The 19,394-nt window shown below is 47.5% G+C and carries 12 protein-coding genes and 1 riboswitch; of the genes, 5 read left to right on the forward strand and 7 right to left on the reverse strand.

The genetic code is table 11. From position 1 onward, the window contains the following. The 6 genes from mshL to G7083_RS04485 all read right to left on the reverse strand — a co-directional run bounded on the left by mshL (position 1) and on the right by G7083_RS04485 (position 6,794). On the reverse strand, positions 1-1,662 hold the full coding sequence (gene mshL / locus G7083_RS04460) for a pilus (MSHA type) biogenesis protein MshL (protein ID WP_166013764.1): 1,662 nt from the start codon (positions 1,660-1,662) through the stop codon (positions 1-3). Between the two features lie 15 nt (positions 1,663-1,677). Beyond that, entirely contained in the window at positions 1,678-1,980 is a 303-nt protein-coding gene (locus G7083_RS04465) for an MSHA biogenesis protein MshK (protein WP_166014985.1), read from the reverse strand. Positions 1,981-1,987: 7 nt separating this feature from the next. Continuing rightward, positions 1,988-2,638, reverse strand: coding sequence for a type II secretion system protein GspM (gene gspM / locus G7083_RS04470; RefSeq protein WP_166013765.1), 651 nt, complete (start codon positions 2,636-2,638; stop codon positions 1,988-1,990). Further along, complete coding sequence (locus G7083_RS04475) at positions 2,635-4,110, reverse strand: MSHA biogenesis protein MshI (RefSeq protein WP_166013766.1); 1,476 nt, start codon at positions 4,108-4,110, stop codon at positions 2,635-2,637. The genes gspM and G7083_RS04475 overlap by 4 nt, the downstream gene beginning before the upstream one ends. A gap of 13 nt (positions 4,111-4,123) precedes the next feature. Then, positions 4,124-6,136 (reverse strand): RNase E specificity factor CsrD, encoded by a 2,013-nt coding sequence (gene csrD / locus G7083_RS04480; protein WP_166013767.1) that lies wholly within the window; start codon positions 6,134-6,136, stop codon positions 4,124-4,126. Positions 6,137-6,260: 124 nt separating this feature from the next. Continuing rightward, positions 6,261-6,794, reverse strand: coding sequence for a single-stranded DNA-binding protein (locus tag G7083_RS04485; protein ID WP_166013768.1), 534 nt, complete (start codon positions 6,792-6,794; stop codon positions 6,261-6,263). Between the two features lie 291 nt (positions 6,795-7,085). Here G7083_RS04485 and G7083_RS04490 point away from each other — a divergent pair, with 291 nt between their 5' ends. From G7083_RS04490 to lysC, 5 genes are all read left to right on the forward strand, one after another. Beyond that, entirely contained in the window at positions 7,086-7,730 is a 645-nt protein-coding gene (locus G7083_RS04490) for a LuxR C-terminal-related transcriptional regulator (RefSeq protein ID WP_166013769.1), read from the forward strand. Between the two features lie 375 nt (positions 7,731-8,105). Continuing rightward, positions 8,106-8,978: a UTP--glucose-1-phosphate uridylyltransferase GalU gene (gene galU, locus G7083_RS04495; protein WP_166013770.1), complete on the forward strand. Its 873-nt coding sequence runs from the start codon at positions 8,106-8,108 to the stop codon at positions 8,976-8,978. Positions 8,979-9,138: 160 nt separating this feature from the next. Next, positions 9,139-11,961 (forward strand): excinuclease ABC subunit UvrA, encoded by a 2,823-nt coding sequence (uvrA, locus tag G7083_RS04500; RefSeq protein WP_166013771.1) that lies wholly within the window; start codon positions 9,139-9,141, stop codon positions 11,959-11,961. A gap of 63 nt (positions 11,962-12,024) precedes the next feature. Beyond that, positions 12,025-13,788 (forward strand): PglL family O-oligosaccharyltransferase, encoded by a 1,764-nt coding sequence (locus tag G7083_RS04505; protein ID WP_166013772.1) that lies wholly within the window; start codon positions 12,025-12,027, stop codon positions 13,786-13,788. 161 nt (positions 13,789-13,949) lie between these two features. Continuing rightward, a riboswitch (Lysine riboswitch) is annotated at positions 13,950-14,127 on the forward strand. Between the two features lie 110 nt (positions 14,128-14,237). After that, positions 14,238-15,590 (forward strand): lysine-sensitive aspartokinase 3, encoded by a 1,353-nt coding sequence (gene lysC / locus G7083_RS04510; RefSeq protein WP_166013773.1) that lies wholly within the window; start codon positions 14,238-14,240, stop codon positions 15,588-15,590. 59 nt (positions 15,591-15,649) lie between these two features. Here lysC and metH read toward each other — a convergent pair whose 3' ends face one another. Next, positions 15,650-19,330: a methionine synthase gene (metH, locus tag G7083_RS04515; protein ID WP_166013774.1), complete on the reverse strand. Its 3,681-nt coding sequence runs from the start codon at positions 19,328-19,330 to the stop codon at positions 15,650-15,652. Positions 19,331-19,394 lie beyond the last annotated feature (64 nt).

Below are 19,394 nucleotides of genomic sequence, written 5' to 3' on the forward strand. Positions count from 1 at the left end.
TTACTGATTTTCTGGGAACCATTCCTGTAACAAGTTACGTGAACGTTCCAACTCTTTTTGCCAAGTATTGACCCCAACCACAGTCGGTTTGAGCAAGATCACTAATTCGGTTTTTTGTGTCTGCTTGGCAGTATTGCGAAACAGATGACCCAAGCCAGGCACATCACCGAAAAATGGTACTTTTGAAACACGATCTAGAGTGTGTGACTTCATCAAGCCACCGATCACTACCACATCACCATCTTTCGCACGGATCACCGAGTCCGATTCACGGATCGAACTTTTGGCTAACGGCAATTCAATTTGCTGGCTGTTATAGGTAATACGTTTGGTCTGCTGTTCTACTTCAATCACCGCCGGATGGACATGCAGCAACACATTGCCGCTATCATCAATTTGCGGGGTAACATCGAGTGAAATGCCAGAGAAAAAGGGTGTGAGGGTAATATCCGGTGAGGCTTGCGAATTATCACCACTGCCCACCACGCTAGATAAGTCGGTCACGTAATATTCGTCAGTACCGACTTTGATCACCGCTTTTTGGTTATTTGCCGCGGTCACTCGTGGGCTAGAAAGTACATTCAAATCACCTTGGGTACCCATAAAGCTGATCACCGCATCAAAACTACCACTAGAGACCACCACATTGGACTGCCCGCCCAGTAAAGTGCCAATAGTATCTAAACTGGGCAGCACCGAAGTGATCGGGTTACCATTACTGTCTTGCGTAATCGTACCGCTGCCAATTTGGTAATTGGTGCCATTCGAAGAGAATGCTTTACTCCAGTTGATCCCCTGCTCATAACCATCACTAAGTGTGACTTCCAAAATTTTCGCTTCTAGAATCACTTGGCGCTGCATACGCTGCTGAGCGATACCTAAAAACTCGGTAACTTGACGAATTTCATCCGGATAAGCGCGCAAAGTGATCACCCCAGCCTGTGGATTAGCGATCACCGTTTGTCCGGCTTGACGCCCCAATAACTGACCAACCGCTTGCTCTAGCTGAGGCCAAAAATCACTTTCATTAGTCGTTTCAATTTCAGTGCCGCCACGCGCATCGGTTCGGCTTGAATTTGAGTTTCTTGAATAGCTATCGGAGTAACGGCTGTTCGAAGAGTTGGAATCTGAACTATTGGTGTCGGTATTAGTGATCGTTCCAGTCGTGATCGCAGTGAGTGAGCGGCCAGTACGTTTAAATTGCAGATAATCAACCGGCAGGGTCACGGTACGAAGCCCTGCAGGATACACCTGGATCACCTTGCCTTGCATCACCACCTCAAAGCCATACAGATCACGTACCACCGCTAAGGCTTCTTCTAAGGTCACTTCACTCAAGTTCAGAGTGATGCGTCCTGTGACTTCGGGATGGATCGCCACGCTGTATTGGGTGCCCTTGACTAAGCTGGTAAAAAAGGCTTTGGCTTCAACCCCATTGGCTTGGATCCGAAACCGAGATACTCGATTGGGCATCGCCACGCTGCCTGAGTCAAGATTGGGCATCAAGTCCGCTTCTACTGATGCGGGTAATTGTTCGATCTGACGGCTGCTGGTTTCATTAATCGCTTGGTTAAGTGCCTGCTTCGCTTCGACAGGATCTCGGTGCCCCATTGAGCATCCCAGTAAAGACAGCATCACAGAGGCAAGTACGATTTTGCGCATAAGACTTTTACCCTATTATTTTATATCAAGAGCGAACAGCTCTAATTGCCAAGCTTTCCCTGCTCGGGTGAGCTGTACTTGCTGAGATTGGATCGCTGCCACCCGATAGCCATTGACTACATCACCTTGTGCGACGATTTTTTGCTCGATAATGGCATAGCAGCTGCGCCCCTCTGCACACACAATGCTTTGTAAACTCGGCACTCGCTGACGCGGTGCCGTCACCGAGCTTTTACTTGGCGCATGCCAATCTAAAGGCGCGGTAGGATCTTGGTTGGCGTAGCTGCATACTGCCATCACACTCAACCCCAATAACATCACCAATCTAACCACCGATAAACTCCTCTCGACTCCCCAAGGTATAGACCTCAAGGATCACTCTCGCTTGAGGATAGCGTTCCACTTGATATTGAAAGCGGCGCCAATAATATTTAACCGGCAGTGCCTCCAACGCTTGTAAATAATCACGGATAGCAAAGTAGGTGCCGGTCAATTCCATCCGCACTGGATGCAGATAATATTCTGACTTCTCACTCGGATCGGCGGCTCGCACGATAGGCTCCGCCGGCAAAGATTCCAATGTGACCAATTTGAGCTGTTGACTTTGGCGAAGCACTTTTTCCAGTAAAGCGGGCATGTCTGATGCGGCCACCATCGCCGCCATTTGCTCAGCTAAGCGCAATGAAATTGCTTGGCTTTGCTGGGTTAATCGAGCCAACTCCAGATCCACTTGACGGTCAGGGTCAATCGCTAACTTGGCTTGCAGCAGGGCGATTTCGCTTTGCAGTTGCTGGTTATGGGCTGTCACACTTTGGATATTAGCCTGGTGATCTTGGCCAAGCTTTAAGCTTGGCTCAATCAACCCAATCAACAACAGCATGACCAGTACAACCGTGCCACACAAAGCAATTAAGATTTTTTCGCGCTGCGAGAGCACTGAAAATTGATTTTCGATGGTTGACCAACGCGAGCTCATTGACGTTCTCCTCGCCGAGAATTGAGTTCAAAAGTGATGATATCCTGCTCATTACGGCCAATTTTTAATTGCTCAAAACTGCGCCCCATCAAATGCAGTTCTTGTTTAAACTGATTAATCCAATTGGGGATCGCCGCCGGATCACGGGCGATACCCTGCACATTCAATTGCACCGCATCCAACATGATCCAGTTCAGCGATAGATCGTTGCGTGCCAATTGCGCCAATGAATTGAGCGCACCGGAATAGCCGATTTGCTGCGCGACATCCAATCGATCCATCGCTTGCTGTGCCTGTTGTTTAGCGTTGATCTGCTTTTTCAAGCGCTCAACGGCGGCCAGTTTGTGGGGTGCAGGGCGATGTGCGGCCACTTGCTGCTGTAAACTCGCCGCTTGTTGACTGAAGGTTTGCTGCTGCTTCTGCAAAGCCAGCCATTCTCGTTTGGCTAATTGATTCTGATATTCAAGGCCGGCATAACCAAGCAATAACACCGCACTTAGCCCCACCCAAACCAATAACAGAGAAGTTAAACGAAATTTTTCACGTTTAGGTTTAAGCTGATCTTGATAAAAATTAATGGCATCCGCGGCCACATTTGGGGCATGACGAGCCAATTGCTCGGCGCATAACGCATGCTCGCCCTCTAAGGCTGAGGCCCGTACGCTTAAGCGCTGATTCAGCCCCTCAAGCAGTGCTTGGTTATCCTCACCATCACAGCACACTTTGAGCTGTTGTAATGATCCGCCTTTAAACTGTGCCGAGAGGTAATCAATTGAGCGTTGTAATTCCAGAGCTAAATTATCTAACTGCAGTGCGCTCACCGCATCAGCCGTCACTGGGGGATTAATGCCACGTAAGGTGCGCTGAAAAGTGCATTGGTGCTCAATAAAAGCATCTAACTTAAAACTACCACCGAAGCTACGGTGCAATAATAAGAAATGGCTCAGCTCGCCACCTGTTGCTCCCCAAATCGCTTGTTCTGGAATGATCCGCCCAAGTTTTAATCCGGCCGCCAGTGCCATTTCTTGCAGTTCAAGGATCACCCGCTTAGTGATCACATACGCCTGAACTTTGCTGCTACCGGGAAGGGGATGCGCATCCGCAACCACCTCGGTGACTTTTTCACTCAGCATCTCTTTCAGTAAGAATGGCAAAGCGGCAGACCACTCATCACGGGGTAGATTCGGTTGCTCGATTTGATAAGCTTGATAAAGCTGGGAATGCAGCACAAGGTGAATTTGTACGTCATGGATCGCATGCTTTTGCAAGGTTTGCACAAGCACCGATTGCCAATTTTGCTGATTAAGAGGTTGGGGCGCAATCGCAGGCAAATCTTCTGCGGTGAAATACAAACTTTCTGGCTGTACCACCACATACAACTGCTTACTCGCTGCGCTAGGAGTAAGCCATTTTTCGATCCCGCTTAGGTGTTGTCTCCAGCTTGATTTGGTTATCCAACTGAGCTTGTTCATTGTCCCGCCACTCTTATTTTATTCGCCATCGATTACGCTTATTGATGGGAGCTAAAGAGGTAGGCAAAGAGCGAGTTACTGATCCCGGAGATAAAGGCGGCAACATCTGTCGCTCTTCATCAAATAGTCGTCCTTGCACACCGTTTACTCCCAACATCTGCAAGGAGTGCCACTCCTGTAGCGTTTCAACCCCTACCGCGATCACTTCCGTTTGTGTTCCACTACACACGCCAACCAAACTGCGTATAAATAGCTGATTTTCGTAACGTTGGTCTATTTTTTTAATCAAACTGCGATGCAGTTTAAGATAATTAATTTTTAACTCTTTGATGTAATGTGTGCTGACAATGGTTCTACCCGCTTGCCCAACCACTACCTGACAACCTAATCCAGTTAACACGCGTACAATCGGGCGCATGTAGTCTAAATGCTTGATCAAGTGCGCCTCAGCAAACTCAAATGAGAGCCGCGAACGCAGAGAAAATGGCATTTGCATCAGTTCATTAGTTATCCAGCGAGCATATCTTCTATTGCTAAATGGAACAACGTGTAAATTAATGGATAGAGGATCACAGTTCTCAGTTTGCTTAATAAAATGCACTACGCTGCATAAAACTGCGCGATCCAACATCGCCTCATAACCGACCGTTTCTAACGCCGAACTAAAACGAGAAGCCTTCAGAATGCCATGTTGTGGATCTTGAATTCGGGCAAATAATTCATAATGTACTAACTCACGCTCGCCATTGGCCGCGGTGAGATAACAGGCCTGACGATATAATAAAATCGCGTCTGGACGCAGCGCTTGCTCAAACAGAGTACGCCACCGCACACTGCCGCGGCTTTCTGGTAACTGCTGCGGTTTTTGAAAACGACTCCACGCATTAACCCCCTGTAATTGCGCACTTTTAAGCGAGGTCTCCATCTCATCAATGATCCGCCCACGCCGCTCTCCTTCATGGTACATGGTCACACCAATATGGAACCAATTGTCTTCACTGAGCGGCTCTGGTGGCACAAGACGCTCGATCAATTTGACGGCTTGAGAAGCAACCTGCGCCACCTCTTTACTCCCTTGATGAGGAATAAACAGCGCGAATACATCATCGTAATAACGAGATAAAATCGCATCTGGGTAGCGTTGTACGATATTAGACAAGCACTGACCGACTTCTACGATTAGCTCATCGACTGACAATTTCGAACTATCTTCGCGTGCCGACTCTAGATCGTCGAGCCGCAGCATCATCACTCCACCATGCGCACCACTCTCTAGCAAAGCGGATTCCAGTTTGCTGTCATACAACACTCGATTCGCGGTACCGGTTAATTGATCTAAAAAGGTTTGACTGCGGATGAAAGTATCAAAGCGGCTACGCTCTTGACGAGCATCCTGCAACTCTTCAATCAAGCGATCGATAGCTTCGCTAGCGGTATAAGGCCATTCTCGAGGATCACCTTTTGCATGCTGCTCAACCCGTCCAGCTAAAATCATTCGCCCACGCTCTTCTAAAAGCTCGGATCCGAATAGTTGTTCTTTTAACCACTTAACCCCTCGCTGTAGGAACAATATAATCAACAAGATGGCAAGTGAAGTCGACCACATCGCTTGTGGAGAGTCGGCATAACTGAGATAGGGGGGAATCGCTTTAAAATGTGCTACATAAGCGGGGTGGCGTTTGAGTGGCAGCGTAACTAGAGATGCACGAGTGCTGTCAATACTGGCGTCTGCATCGTTAAAACGATACACAACCGTGGTTTGAGAACTAAGTTGCATTTCAATAATACCACTGGCTTGCAGCATTTTCGGCATCCAATATGGCATAGCGTGTAGCGCATCAGGATCATCCAGCTCTTTATCGACGACCTCAACAATACCCTGCAGATAGTGATTGAGATATTCCTGACCGAGACGCTGAAAAGATAATATCCCGCCAATAAAAAGGATAAACATGGCGCTGATCACTGTCATGGTCACAAACGCGACGAGCCGAGTACTCAATTTTAATGTCGGTGTATACCTCATTTCGTACTATGTTCCTTGTGCGCTGCAACTGAGAGTCCAGTCCCAAGCTGTTTACATTACAACCAATTGAGATAACTATATAAAAAAGCCGCGAAATTCGCGGCTTTTTTCGTCAATCACACCCCTAGAATGGGATGTCATCATCAAAATCGATCGGGGGCTCATTATATTGCGGCTGAGCATATTGTTGTGGCGCAGGTTGTTGGATCGGCTGAGACTGTTTAACCGGCTGCTGTGGTTGCCCCCAGTTACCTTGCTGCGCAGGAGGATTCATACCACCTTGGGCTGGCATACCGCCTTGTTGTGTACGGCCACCAAGCATCTGCATGATCCCGTTATAGCCTTGCACCACGATATCGGTAGAGTAACGATCTTGACCATTCTGATCTTGCCATTTACGCGTTTGCAATTGACCTTCAATATAAACTTGAGAGCCTTTACGCAAATATTCACCTGCAACTTCTGCCAGTTTTCCATACAGTGTCACACGGTGCCATTCAGTTTTTTCTTTCTGTTCACCGGTCGTTTTATCACGCCAGCTTTCAGAAGTCGCAATGGTAATATTCGCTACCGCGCCACCACTTGGCATATAACGCACTTCAGGATCTTGGCCTAAGTTACCAATCAAAATTACTTTGTTCACGCCACGGCTTGCCATGTTTTGCTCCGTAATCTGGTCATATCTATTGATTTTAAGTAGTCGCTAAGGATACCACCGTTTTATCGACTGAACCAATCGAATTCCCGGATTATGCTGAGCACAACATTAATCTCCGTTTCACAAATTTCGCTTCTTAAGACCATTTCACCAAAACAACTCACTGACAAACCTATCGATTACTTGTGTAATAGAGGTGCTCCGCAAATTACTCTGTTCACATAGCATCAGCATCTTTTTTTGGTCATATTAAGGGCACTATTTCATATCAGTATAGGTAGGTAATTCATCATGCAACGAGCCAATTACGCCCGCACTATTTACTTACTCACCCCTCAAGCAAACGATGTACACCCGGATATTCAAGCCGCCATTACTAAACTAGATTTAGCCGTTCCCGTGATTGAGCCACCACGTTTATTGCAAGACTTTCAATCTGATAAGCATAAAATTCTACTGCTTGACCATCGGCAGAGCGGCCAAATTCGCCAGCAACTAGGACCACTGAAACTCACCAGCCCCTACTTTGAAACGATTTTATTTAACGTAGCTAAGCGCTTAAAAACTGACGAACTACTAACTTTTGGTAACTTGAAGGGGCTGTTTTATGCCAGTGATGAAACTGATTTTATCGCCCATGGGCTAGGTGAAATTATCAATGGTCAAAATTGGTTACCGCGCCATGTGAGTAGTCAATTATTGCACTACTATCGTTATGCATTCCAAACTCATCAAACACAAGCGACCGTCGATCTCACCGCTCGTGAAATTCAAATTCTGCGCAGCTTACAAACTGGTGCATCCAATATGCAAATTGCTGAAAGTTTATTTATCAGTGAGTTCACGGTTAAATCACATTTATATCAAATATTTAAGAAGTTAAATGTCAAAAACCGCGTCAAAGCAATTGCTTGGGTGAACCAAAATATATTGTGATACTTATCTCATTCAATCAGGGATGTGAGGCTCTGCCGAGAACTATACCCAAACCACTTGGAGTTGCAGGTAGGCGGCAAGTGAGTGAGTCCCCATGAGCATAGACAAACTATGTGATTGGAGTGAACGAACGTAGCCAACACCGCTGCAGCTTCAAGTAGGAAAGGGATACCCAAATATGTGCGGATTAACCACAGTGGACAGTTTGATAGAGTCGATAATTTGATATTTAGTACCAGTTAGTCTACGCATAATATGTGGCAACAGTAAGACTTTACACACATTTTTGGCGCCTATCGCAGCAACGTAATGCAGTGGTGAATAAGAAATGGTAGAGTCGAAATTATTTTTCCTAGCACACCATGGATCGAAATTATGATTAAAAAGTGTCTATTTCCGGCGGCAGGTTACGGGACCCGCTTTCTACCTGCAACTAAGTCAATGCCGAAAGAGATGATGCCAATCGTCAACAAGCCGCTGATTGAATATGGGGTTGATGAGGCGATTCAAGCCGGGATCACGGGAATGTGTATTGTGACAGGTCGAGGTAAACAATCGATCATGGATCACTTTGACATGAACTATGAGTTAGAGCATCAGATCCGCGGCACCAATAAAGAAGATCTGCTAATTGATATCCGTCACATCATTGAAAGTGCTAATTTTACCTTCATTCGCCAACGTGAAATGAAAGGCTTAGGGCATGCAATTTTAACCGGTAAAGAGCTGGTGGGTGACGAACCGTTTGCGGTGGTACTGGCTGATGACTTGTGTGTCAATGAACAGCAAGGGGTACTGATGCAGATGGTTGCACTGTACAAGCAGTTCCGCTGCTCTATTGTTGCGGTACAAGAAGTACCCGAGAATGAAACCCACAAATATGGCGTGATCGCTGGCGAAATGATCAAAGATGATCTGTTCCGAGTCGATAATATGGTCGAAAAACCAGAACCGGGTACCGCACCAAGTAATCTAGCAATTATCGGCCGGTACATCCTGACTCCAGATATTTTTGATCTGATCGAACAAACCGAACCCGGTAAAGGCGGCGAGATCCAAATCACTGACGCACTACTCAAACAAGCGCAATCCGGCTGTGTGTTAGCCTATAAATTTAAGGGTCGACGTTTCGACTGCGGCAGCGTTGAAGGCTATATCGAGGCCACCAACTTCTGCTACGAAAACATGTATAAGCAAAACGCACAAAAAATTGAACTTGCCAAAAAACTGACCCAAAAAGCGCAGTAATTGTAGCAAGTACACCGCGAATATTGTCAGCCTACTCACCGCAATATGAGTAGGCTTTTTTTACGACATACATAACTGTTTTTTTATCCAGTATTCACTTGCACTTTGTTCACGCTATGCAATACTTGCTGCACTTCGTGTTAAGCAAAGAGCACACCTGATGGACAAAATCGAAGTACGCGGCGCTCGTACCCATAATCTCAAAAACATCAATCTGACCATTCCTCGCGACAAGCTAATCGTGATCACTGGCCTTTCCGGCTCAGGCAAATCATCTCTCGCGTTTGATACGCTGTATGCAGAAGGCCAACGGCGCTATGTCGAATCACTTTCCGCGTACGCTCGTCAATTTCTCTCCTTGATGGAAAAACCGGACGTTGACCACATTGAAGGATTATCGCCCGCAATTTCGATAGAACAAAAGTCCACCTCACACAACCCACGCTCCACCGTCGGTACGATCACTGAAATTTATGACTACTTGCGTCTACTTTATGCACGGGTCGGTGAACCACGCTGCCCTGAGCATCAAGTACCACTTAAAGCCCAAACCATCAGCCAAATGGTCGATAAGGTGTTAGAGTTACCGGAAGGCAGCAAAATGATGCTGCTCGCTACCATAGTCAAAGAGCGTAAAGGCGAGCACGTAAAAACCTTAGAAAATCTCGCCGCACAAGGCTTTATTCGTGCGCGGATTGATGGCGAAACCTGCGATCTTACCGATCCCCCCGCGCTGGAATTACACAAAAAACACACCATTGAAGTGATTGTCGATCGCTTTAAAGTGCGTAGTGATCTACAGCAGCGCTTAGCCGAATCATTTGAAACTGCACTGACCCTGTCTGGGGGCATTGTTGTCATCGCGCCAATGGAAGGTGAGGGTGAAGAGCAGATTTTTTCTGCCAATTTTGCCTGTCCACATTGTGGTTACAGTATGCGCGAACTAGAGCCGCGCCTGTTCTCTTTTAATAACCCAGCCGGAGCTTGCCCGACATGTGATGGCCTAGGTGTGCAGCAATATTTTGACCCCGATCGTGTACTGCAAGATGCCAATTTAAGTCTGGCACAAGGCGCCATTCGTGGATGGGATCAAAAGAACTTCTATTACTTTCAAATGTTGAGCGCACTCGCGGAACACTACGCTTTCGATCTGCATACCCCATTCAATAAACTGAGCAAAAAAATTCAATCGATCATTCTTGATGGCTCTGGTCGTACTGAAATTGAATTTAAGTACATTAATGATCGCGGTGATCTCCGCCTGAAAAAACATCCTTTTGAAGGCATTTTGCACAATTTAGAACGCCGTTATCGTGATACCGAATCCAACTCGGTACGCGAAGACTTAGCCAAATATATTGCCAATAAGCCATGCAGTAGCTGTGGCGGTACGCGCCTAAAAATCGAAGCACGTAATGTGTTTATCAATGATACCGCGCTGCCACAAATTGTTGAGTTCAGCATTGCCGATGCGCTGAATTTTTTCCAGCAACTCTCCTTGGAAGGCCAAAGCGCGCAAATCGCCGAAAAAGTGATGAAAGAGATCAATGATCGTCTGCAATTTTTGGTTAACGTGGGCCTCAATTACTTAAACCTATCACGCAGTGCCGAAACCTTATCTGGCGGTGAAGCGCAGCGTATCCGTTTGGCAAGCCAAATCGGAGCTGGGTTGGTTGGGGTAATGTATGTGCTTGATGAACCTTCGATTGGCCTCCACCAGCGTGATAACGAACGCTTACTGCAAACCCTAACTCATCTACGCAACCTAGGTAATACGGTGTTAGTGGTTGAGCATGATGAAGATGCGATCCGCATGGCAGATCATGTGATTGATATTGGCCCTGGAGCGGGGGTGCATGGCGGCAATGTGGTGGCCGAAGGCACGGTGGATGAGATCATTGCTAATCCCAATTCACTCACCGGCCAGTACCTCAGTGGAGCAAAAAAAATTGCGCTACCCGCACAGCGAACGCCACGTGATGCCAACAAAACCGTTGAATTAAAAGGTGCGGCTGGCAATAACTTAAAAAATATCGATCTGTCGATCCCGGTGGGCTTATTTACCTGTGTGACTGGCGTTTCTGGCTCAGGTAAATCGACGCTGATCAACGACACTTTCTTTAAGATTGCCCATACCGCACTCAATGGCGCAACCACTGCCATGCCGGCACCTTATGCTTCGATTCAAGGGCTGGAACATTTTGATAAAGTGATCGAAATTGATCAAAGCCCAATCGGCAGAACGCCACGCTCTAACCCTGCAACCTATACTGGGATTTTTACCCCGATCCGTGAACTGTTTGCGGGTACTCAAGAATCCCGTGCGCGCGGCTACCAACCGGGGCGCTTTAGTTTCAACGTGCGGGGTGGTCGCTGTGAAGCGTGTCAGGGTGATGGGGTGATCAAAGTTGAAATGCACTTCCTACCGGATGTGTATGTCCCTTGTGATGTGTGTAAAGGCAAACGCTATAACCGTGAAACGCTAGAAGTGCACTACAAAGGCAAGACCATTGATCATGTGCTGGATATGACGGTAGAAGATGCACGGGAATTTTTTGATCCGGTTCCTGTGATTGCCCGTAAGCTGCAAACCTTGATCGATGTCGGACTCTCTTATATTCGGCTAGGTCAATCAGCCACCACACTTTCTGGTGGTGAAGCACAGCGGGTGAAGCTCGCTCGTGAGCTTTCCAAACGCGATACCGGCCAAACCTTATATATTCTCGATGAACCAACGACCGGTCTTCATTTCCACGATATTCAACAACTGCTCAATGTTCTGCATCGCTTACGCGATCACGGCAATACAGTCGTGGTGATTGAACACAACCTAGATGTGATCAAAACTGCCGACTGGATCGTTGATTTAGGCCCTGAAGGAGGCCAAGGCGGAGGGCTAATTATTGCGCAAGGCACCCCTGAAGAGGTGAGTTTGGTCGAGAATTCACACACAGCACGCTTCCTCAAGCCTTTGTTGAATTAGAAAAAAAAGCTAAAGTAACCAAACCAGCCCATCCAGGGCTGGTTTGTTATTAAGGTAAACTGCATGGCAATTTTGCTGTTAAGCGGCACTCGGCTTGAGCCTCACACGCCTAGCCTGCCGCTCAATAAACCCTTTCTCTTTTGTTTGGCGCTAGTCTATCTAGTCGCAATGCATTTCTTTATGCCCAATCCAGGAGGGGTTGGACTCGCGCTCGCTTTTAACAATACCACTTGGATTGCACTCAGTATTACGCTCGCGATTGGTTTATATCAACTCGCCAATAATCAAGCACTGCGTTATTCAAAACTGACGATTGGCCTGACTATCAGTTGTGTGCTGCTGACGTTACCGATCACCTATAGCGATGCCGATGGATTACACAGTCTCAACCGCCTGATCGGGTTGTGGACTGGATTGCTGTTATTTGTGGTACTGCAACAATTTCGCTTCAGCAATAAACATAAGCAGCGACTGCTGTGGTTTATTCTGCTCGCCAGTCTCATTGAAGCCATGATTGGCTTAGTGCAATATTTTTACTTAGCGCCCGGCAATCCATTTGGCTATGACAGTGTGGCCAATCGTCCTTATGGTATTTTTCAACAACCCAACGTCATGGCGAGCTTTTTAGCTACCGGGCTAGCGCTTTCAGGCTATCTACTTGCAAGGCAACCGGAGAAGTACGACGCTCATCTCAGTAAAGTGGGAATGTTGTATGTCACACCGCTGCTCACGGTGCCGTTATTACTCGTACTGGCCTCGCGTACCGGCTGGATTGTCAGTTTAATCAGTATTATTTTGATCGCCGCTTACCTATATCGCTTCGCCTCTCGCCAACGCTTTACTCTCTGGTTACTTGCGATTGCACTCGGACTGTGCGCTGGCTTTACGGCAATGCACAGCCAAAACAACGCTGATTGGGTCGCCAATAAAACCGATCTCGAAAGCCCACGCCGTTACACCTTTCCACAAGCCATCGATATGATCATTGAAAAACCCTTCACTGGTTATGGTTATGGAAAATTTGAAGCACAATATCTGCTGTATACCGCTCGCCAGCATCAACTTAATAGCCACTACCCAGCTGGCCTTGCCGCCATGGATCACCCACATAATGAACTGTTGTATTGGGGCGTTGAAGGAGGAATGCTGCCAGTACTGGGGATTTTATTGGCAGCCTGTGCGTGTATGCTGCGCATTTATTCCGCCAAACGCGGTACGCGCTTAGCGATGCTGGCATTGTTGGTGCCGATCACTTTACATGCACAATTGGAGTATCCATTTTATCACTCGGCCATTCACTGGATCACTTTCATTATCTTGATCTATTGGATTGATCAGCGGGTCGCCCGTTATCGACTGGCCAATTTCAGTCTGATCAGTCAATCACTGCTGCGTATGCTGAGCTTGGTGGTACCGATTATCACCAGCTTGTATATGATTAGCGCATTGCAAACCAATTATATACTTACTCAATTTGAGCAATCGCAACCGCGAGATCCAGAGCTGCTCAAGCTGGTGACCAATCCGATAGTTTGGCAAGACCGATTGGACTGGGATATTTACAGTACTTATCTGCACATTGGCTTGTATGAACAAAAACCACAGTTGATTGAGCCTTATGTGCAGTGGTCACATCAAGTGATCCAACATCAACCGCGCCCAGCCTTCTATAATAATTTAATTTTAGCCTACCAAGGATTAGGCGATCACAGCCGTGCCGAGCAAATCCGTACGGAAGCGCAGTTTCTATTTCCCAACCAAGATTTCAGCCACATTCAATATCAGCCACCCACGGTGACTGCCGCACCATCACAAGCAACACCATAAGTGGTTTCACTCCATCCCAACTTGCGGTGATAACCTCACCGCAAACCTTGGCAGCATCTTGAAACGGTGAATCATTGTCACTGAGATGTTATGTTTATTTGCGCTCGAAGCACAATTTATCGTTGACAATATTTGACCAACACCGTTCAATGAATGCGCTATCTAGCAGAAGAGGAGCACTACCCAGGCAGATGTTTTGTGGAGCCTCAACTCCAAAACAGAACATTCAGGGGGAGTAGTGCCGAGGTGAATCAAAGTTGCGGCTTTGGTTTATCGGTTGAATGGGCTGAATCCCTTCAACTGTCATCAGTTCGGATCTGATGAAGAGCTTCGAAGGGACACCTTTCTATTGTCACCCCTCTATTTTGCTCTATAACAACACTCTCTTCACAACATTGGACGTTGGGTTTACCAACAACTCGTTTTTCAGGAAGTCTGGGAGAATTGCCGTGAGCACATTTAACGTCGCCAAATTTGGTGGTACTAGTGTCGCCAACTTTGAAGCGATGAGCCGTTGTTCGGCCATCATTGAAAATAATCCACAAACCCGTTTAGTGGTCAGTAGTGCCTGTTCTGGGGTCACCAATTTATTGGTTGAGCTGGCTAATGGCGTGGCATCAGCCGATCGTCGTCGAGCGATTTTACAACAACTGACCGATATCCATTATGTGATCATCGACCAACTGGCAGATCCCACTCGGGTCGAACAACAAGTCAAAGAAGTATTAGATACGGTAGCCAGTGCCGCCGAGGCGGCGGCATCACATCCCAATAAAAAGTTAACCGATCAGTTGGTCGCCTGTGGTGAATTGATCTCCACCTATATTTTGACCCAATTGATGTGCGAACGAGGTGTCAATGCGGTACGGTTTGATATTCGTGAAGTACTACGCACCGACAGTCACTACGGCAAAGCGGAGCCACAGTTAACGGAAATGGCTGCGTTGGCTCAACAAAAATTGCTCCCACTTTGTCAGCAACATGTGGTGATCACACAAGGTTTTATTGGCTCCGATGCACAAGGGAATACCACTACTTTAGGCCGTGGGGGCAGTGACTACTCTGCCGCGTTGATTGCGGAAGCGGTGCAAGCTTGCGGCTTGGAAATTTGGACCGATGTGCCAGGGATCTACAGTACCGATCCACGCATTGCATCTAAAGCCGCGCCGATTGCCGAGATCAGTTTTAGTGAAGCGTCAGAGATGGCCAATTTTGGCGCAAAAATTCTCCACCCATCGACCTTGTTACCCGCGGTTCGGCATGGAATTCCGGTATTTGTAGGCTCGTCGAAAGAGCCAGAAAAAGGCGGCACTTGGATCCGGCAACAGGTAGCCAGCGCCCCCTTGTATCGTGCCCTAGCACTGCGCTGCAACCAAACCATGGTGACGCTGCGTAGTGCGCAGATGTTCCATGCCTACGGCTTTCTGGCTAAGGTATTTGAAATTCTGGCTAAACATAAACTGTCGGTAGACCTGATCACCACCTCTGAGATCAGTGTGTCACTCACCCTAGATAAAACCGATACCTCTGGTGGTGCGCCTGAACTACCAGAAGCCGTTCGAGCAGAGCTAGAAGCGTTGTGCAGCGTCGAAGTCGAATACAATTTGTGTTTAATTGCGCTGATTGGCAACAAGATGAAAGAGAGCCGCGGCTACGCTAAACAAGTGTTCAGCGTGTTGGAAGATTATAACTTGCGTATGATCTGCTACGGGGCCAGCGCACACAATCTGTGTTTCTTATTACCTGAAGCAATCGCCAAGCAAGCGGTGCAAAAACTACACACTGAGCTATTTGAAAAATAATTACATTAAAAAATGAGAGGCCACATCGGTTGGCCTCTCACAATTCAACCGCTCGCTAATTACACCTCTAAGTTAGGCGCTAACCATTGTTCAGCTTGCTGTAAACTCCAACCTTTGCGTTCAGCATAACTGTGTAGCTGATCTTGCTGGATCTGCGCCACCGCAAAATAACGCGCATCAGGATGTGAAAAATACCATCCCGAGACTGAAGCACCTGGCCACATGGCATAGCTCGAAGTCAGTGACATGCCAATGGTTTGTTCAACATGCAACATCTGCCACAAGGTGCCCTTTTCGGTATGCTCAGGACAAGCGGGATAACCCGGTGCTGGGCGAATGCCCTGATAACGCTCACGGATCAACTCATCATTAGAGAGATCTTCATGGCTGGCGTACCCCCAAATCTCTCTACGCACTTTTTCATGCAGATATTCCGCGAACGCTTCCGCCAAACGATCGGCCACCGCTTGGATCATGATCGCATTATAATCATCACCTTGTGCTTTATAGGCATCCGCCAAGGCACGCTCACCAATGCCGCCCGTTACCGCAAACGCGCCAATCCAATCACGCTTACCACTCTCTTTAGGCGCAATGTAATCCGATAAGCAGTAATTCGCACCCTTGGGCTTTTCCGTTTGCTGGCGCAAGTGATGCAGTCGATAAGCCACTTGGGTGCGCGATTCATCATGATATACCTCAATATCATCACCAATACTCGCCGCAGGAAACAGAGCACACATACCACTGGCTTTCAATTGCCCTTCTCGCTCTACTTTATCAAGCAGAACATTGGCATCATGAAACAGACGTTTCGCTTCTTCACCGACGTCTTCATGCTCCAAAATTGCAGGGTATTTGCCCATCAGCGACCAAGTCATAAAGAAAGGTGTCCAGTCGATATAAGGACGTAGCGTTGCTAACGCAATGTTTTCAAACACATGCACACCAGGTTTAGCGGGAGCTGGCGGCGTGTAGCTTGCCCAGTCTAACTGCGCCTTATTGCCCCTTGCTTGTGCTAAGGTCACTGGCGCTGATTTGGGCATTTTGCGTGCATGTTGCTCACGCGTGCGCTGATAATCCAGATCCAAACGTTCAACAAATCCAGCCCGCAGATCATCAGAAAGCAGCGAAGTGCACACCCCAACCGCACGTGATGCGTTATTCACATACACCACTGGCGCATGATAATTCTGCTCAATCTTAACCGCAGTATGAGCTTTTGACGTGGTTGCGCCACCAATTAACAATGGAATAGTAAAACCTTGTCGCTCCATCTCTTTCGCGACATGCACCATTTCATCTAATGAGGGAGTGATCAAACCCGATAAGCCAATAATATCGACCTGCTGCTCACGCGCGACTTTGAGGATCTGCTCACAAGAGACCATCACACCTAAGTCAATAATCTCGAAATTATTACACTGCAAAACCACTCCAACGATGTTTTTGCCAATGTCATGCACATCGCCCTTGACCGTGGCGAGTAAGATTTTACCGTTCGAGCTACTGCTATTTTTTTGGGCATTAATAAAGGGTTCAAGGTAAGCTACCGCTTGTTTCATGACTCGGGCTGATTTGACCACTTGAGGAAGGAACATTTTTCCTTCGCCGAACAAGTCACCCACGACGTTCATGCCGTCCATCAGCGGCCCTTCGATCACCTCGATCGGCTTACTTGCTTGCTGACGGGCGTCTTCCGTATCTTGCACAATAAATTCGGTAATCCCTTTCACCAGCGCATGCTCAAGACGCTTAGCCACTGGCCAATTACGCCACTCCAGTGCGGCACTATCCTCCTCTTTGCCAACACTGTTGTCACGATACGCTTCAGCAATTTCGAGCAGTCGCTCGGTCGCATCGTTACGCCGATTGAGGATCACATCTTCCACCGCATTACGCAGTTTACTCGGCACGTTATCGTAAATTTCCAACTGGCCGGCGTTGACAATCCCCATATCCATACCACGTTTAAAACAGTGATAGAGAAACACCGCATGGATCGCTTCACGCACATAGTTGTTACCACGGAAAGAGAAAGAGACGTTAGATACGCCACCTGAAATCATCGCATAGGGTAGATCACGTTTGATATCGGCAACTGCCTCAATAAAATCCACCGCATAGTTGTTGTGTTCATCAATCCCAGTGGCAACAGCAAAGATATTGGGGTCAAAGATGATATCTTCCGCAGGAAAGCCCACATCATCGACTAAGATCCGATATGCACGGCGACAGATGGCTAATTTGCGCTCGCGAGTATCGGCCTGACCCACTTCATCAAATGCCATCACGATGACCGCAGCACCGTAACGACGCACCAGTTTAGCTTGCGCAATAAACTTTTCTTCGCCCTCTTTGAGCGAAATCGAGTTCACAATCCCTTTGCCTTGAATACATTTCAGCCCAGCTTCAATCACCTCCCACTTCGAGGAGTCAACCATCACCGGCACCTTGCAAATTTCCGGCTCAGCCGCGCACAAATTTAGGAAGCGCACCATACAGGCTTGCGCATCCAACATACCTTCATCCATATTGATGTCGATAATTTGCGCGCCGTTTGCCACTTGTTCACGGGCCACATCCAAGGCTTGATCGTATTGTTCTTCCTTGATCAGACGTTTAAAACGCGCCGAACCAGTGACATTAGTACGCTCACCAATATTCACAAATAAGGTTTCAGGGCCAATATTGAGCGGCTCTAAACCCGAGAGGCGACATTCCACTTTCAGATCTGGTAAAGCTCTTGGTCTCACACCATCTAGAGCTTTAGCCATTGCGGCAATATGCTGCGGAGTGGTACCACAACAACCTCCGACTAAGTTCAAAAAGCCGGCTTGCGCCCATTCAACAATATGCTCGGCCATCTCATCTGGCGATAGATCATATTCGCCAAACGCGTTAGGCAAACCCGCATTCGGGTGTGCCGAAACATAGCACTCGGCAATGCGCGACAAATCATCCACATATTGGCGCAGCTCGTCTGGACCTAACGCACAGTTCAAACCAAACGAAATAGGTCGCACATGGCGTAACGCATTATAGAAAGCTTCGGTCGTCTGCCCAGAAAGGGTTCTTCCCGAGGCGTCGGTGATGGTACCGGAAATCATAACCGGTAAAGTGATACCGAGCTCTTCAAACACACTATCGACGGCAAATGCACACGCTTTGGCGTTGAGCGTATCAAAAATGGTTTCAATCAAAATCAGATCGCAACCACCTTTGATCAACGCTCGAGTAGATTGCGCATACGCCTCAACCAGCAGATCAAATGTCACATTACGAAAGCCGGAATCATTCACATCGGGGGAGATCGAACAAGTGCGATTGGTTGGCCCAAGAACACCAGCCACAAAACGCGGCTTATTGGGCTGTCGTGCGGTCCACTCATCGGCAACTTGTCGTGCTAATTGCGCCGCAGCAAAGTTAATCTCTTCGCTAATAGATTGCATGTCATAGTCCGCCATGGCAATCGTAGTGGCATTAAATGTGTTGGTTTCCAGAATATCCGCTCCCGCAGCCAGATACGCGGCGTGGATTTCTTTAATGATCTGTGGCTGGGTCAGCACTAAGAGGTCATTATTCCCTTTTAAATCACAGTGCCAATTTGCAAATTGTTCACCACGATAGTCTGCCTCTTGTAATTGATAGCTTTGAATCATCGTCCCCATACCACCATCGATGATCAAGATACGCTGCTTCAATTGTTGCTCGAGTTGTTGTCTTACTTCCTGTCCCACAATACCGCCCTATTCCTTATGCTGTGATCACATCCTATCACACACAATTCAGAAATCTAGATGG

Origin of the sequence: Vibrio sp. HDW18, assembly GCF_011306175.1 — a bacterium.
GTDB lineage: Bacteria > Pseudomonadota > Gammaproteobacteria > Enterobacterales > Vibrionaceae > Vibrio > Vibrio chanodichtyis.